The following is a 2,518-nucleotide window of genomic DNA, read 5'->3' on the forward strand; positions in this document are numbered from 1 at the left end:
CATCGTGCCGCCGAACTGCCTGTCTGGCTGCACAGATACAATTGGCATCGTCCACATGGCAGCCTAAAGTCAAAAACGCCTATCAGTCGCCTCGCCCTGATCGAGGACAACCTGTTGAAGCTCCACAACTAGGTCGTCCAGCATCACAGTGAACCGCGTACGTAGTATTTTGTCGTAGGCGGCATTCTGGATAGCCGGATACGGGCTCTTCACCCGCTGCACCACCGATTGCGGGATGATGTCGCGAGAAACATTCACGGATTTCGTGAAAAAAGTGTACCCGCCGAAGAGCCCTACTCGCGGGGGCGGTGCAGCACCACCTCGGTGTCACTGCTCGTGTTCATGCGATGGACTAGGCCGGCCAGCTGTTGACGCAGCTCGCGGTAGTTGTAAGTCTCACCCGTGTAGACGAGCACCAAGTCAGGTCGGCCATCCCCCTGGAGCATCCTCGGCTGGCGGCCGCCCTGGATATCGATGATTGCCAGGCGGTGGTGTCCCAGCGCCGCAGGCCCGCCGATCCAAGTCCCCTCGTCGTCCGGACCGTGGTTCGCTATGGTGGCCGTCATATCGGCAAGCTCCCTTCGCGCATCGGGACCTCCGAGGTCTCGATTGAAGTCGATCCATTCACAGATGCCGCACAGGTTATGTCGCCGCATTTGGGCGAAGCAGATATAAGGCCAGTGGGAAACCATCGAGGCAAAGTGACGGATCTAGCCCAGCTACGATCCGCATCCGACATTGTCGGACATCGGACAGCACCGCGATTCGCTGCATAGGAAGCCTGGAGTCGCGATTTCCCCTGGGGGAATCAGCGCATGAAAGGAGAGCTGGGTCGTGTCTGCCGAAATGAGAAATTGCTCCCCCTTATTGCATCACCGAGGAATGTTACCCAGCGCGATAGACGGACATGCCCTATCTCCCCCCGTTGCAGCTGAGGGAGATAGGGGCCAGCTCTTCATTCAACCCTCATGGAGGATGATCAGCCCAGCCATTTCCATGCGCCGGCCTTCACAAGCCGTGCACCATTCAGGTTCTTTTCCTTGAAGCGCGACGATCCTTGTCAGACGTCGCAACACTTGCTGCCGAGAGCACGAGCTCTTCCTCGAGCATGCCTTGATCTGCGCCTCGAACGGCTCGCACATGCTGGGTTTCAACGACTTCGCAGAGGTTGATATTCTGCAGTGACTTCGTCTCGCTGCTGCACGGCATTGACGCTGGGAGCCATGCTCGCGTGGCGCAATTGTGCTGAAGCCGGTGCCCACGGCAACGTTTCTTAACCCGCCCCAGATCCTGGCGTTTGGCTATTTCCGACATTCGTGTCCGGCTTCGGACAAAGGCCGGGTTTGCCGAACGGAGTCGCACCCAATTTCCAGTGCTGCTTGAGCAATAATATCGACCGGCATTACTGCACAACACGAAAGTTGCTGCAAAAACCGAAGTGAACCCAAGGCATCGGGTCAATTGGCATGGCGCTTGCGACTCGGTCGATAGAACGCAGTCAAAATCACGGTTGCAGACCATGCCTACCTCTCAAAGCTCGATAAAGCACGCGAGCAAAATTCCCCGTCTCCGCGGAAGCTCGTCGCCGTTAAACGTGCCTGCTCGGGGGCGGTCTTGCACAAGACCGGTCCGAGGCAACCACGCCAAGGCGCGAGGCTGCCGGAACTGTCGACCGAAGTCGATGCCGCTTCAGTTTAACCGAAAAATGCACCGTACCACTTTGGCCTGGAAGCAAATCAATGACCTATAGAAAGAACGTTCCTCTCGTGACCTTTCGCACGCGTGTTCGCGATGAGTCGATCGGGGGGCCAAATCCTTATCAGTGGGAGAACAAGACCTCCGACGATTATTTCGGGGGCAAGCGCATCATCCTGTTCTCGCTGCCTGGCGCCTTCACCCCGACCTGCTCGACCTTCCAACTGCCCGATTTCGAAAAACTCTATGATCAATTTCTGGAACTGCGAATTGACGCGATCTACTGCGTCTCGGTCAACGATGCTTTCGTCATGAATGCGTGGGGAAAGTCCTTGGGGCTGCAGAAGATCGAGCTGATCCCAGACGGGTCGGGCGAGTTCACGCGCAAAATGGGCATGCTGGTCGCGAAGGACAATCTGGGCTTTGGCATGCGCTCCTGGCGATACGCCGCTCTGATCGACGATGGCGTGGTGGAGCAGTGGTTCGAGGAGGAAGGCTTCTGTGACAACTGCGAGACGGACCCCTATGGCGTTTCATCCCCGCAAAACGTTCTCGACAAATTGAAGGCGGCGGCATGACCCAGAAGTGGAAAGTCTCACACAACCCAAGCACACACTAGAGCCTCCTCGGCAGATCACGGTTCAACATGCATCTCTCAGCAAGCCTGCTTCAACGCCAGAAGCAACGTATGGTCTTATCGCCTCAAGCCATTGAAGCTATTCGCTTGCTGCGATTGACGCATACTGAACTCCATCAGCTCGTGCAGCAGGCACTCGAGAAGAACCCCGTTTTGAAGCCTGACCCGTTTGACGACGATTCGCCG

Annotated in this window: 2 protein-coding genes and 2 pseudogenes; 3 read left to right on the forward strand and 1 reads right to left on the reverse strand. The window is 56.9% G+C overall.

Translation table 11 applies throughout. The features are described from left to right. Positions 1–132, forward strand: a pseudogene (locus ENZ74_RS28780) (IS481 family transposase); the annotation flags it as partial. 161 nt (positions 133–293) lie between these two features. Here ENZ74_RS28780 and ENZ74_RS28785 read toward each other — a convergent pair. Beyond that, a complete protein-coding gene (locus ENZ74_RS28785) occupies positions 294–566 on the reverse strand; it encodes a hypothetical protein (RefSeq protein ID WP_199489650.1) in 273 nt (90 codons plus the stop codon). Between the two features lie 1,173 nt (positions 567–1,739). Between ENZ74_RS28785 and ENZ74_RS28790 the strand changes: the two genes are divergently transcribed. Both ENZ74_RS28790 and ENZ74_RS28795 read left to right on the forward strand, forming a co-directional pair. After that, positions 1,740–2,273 (forward strand): peroxiredoxin, encoded by a 534-nt coding sequence (locus ENZ74_RS28790; protein WP_063169380.1) that lies wholly within the window; start codon positions 1,740–1,742, stop codon positions 2,271–2,273. Positions 2,274–2,341: 68 nt separating this feature from the next. Next, a pseudogene (locus tag ENZ74_RS28795) lies at positions 2,342–2,518 on the forward strand (RNA polymerase sigma-54 factor); the annotation flags it as partial.

It is taken from the genome of Mesorhizobium sp. M7A.F.Ca.CA.002.15.2.1, assembly GCF_003998715.1.
Classification (GTDB): Bacteria; Pseudomonadota; Alphaproteobacteria; order Rhizobiales; family Rhizobiaceae; genus Mesorhizobium; species Mesorhizobium ciceri.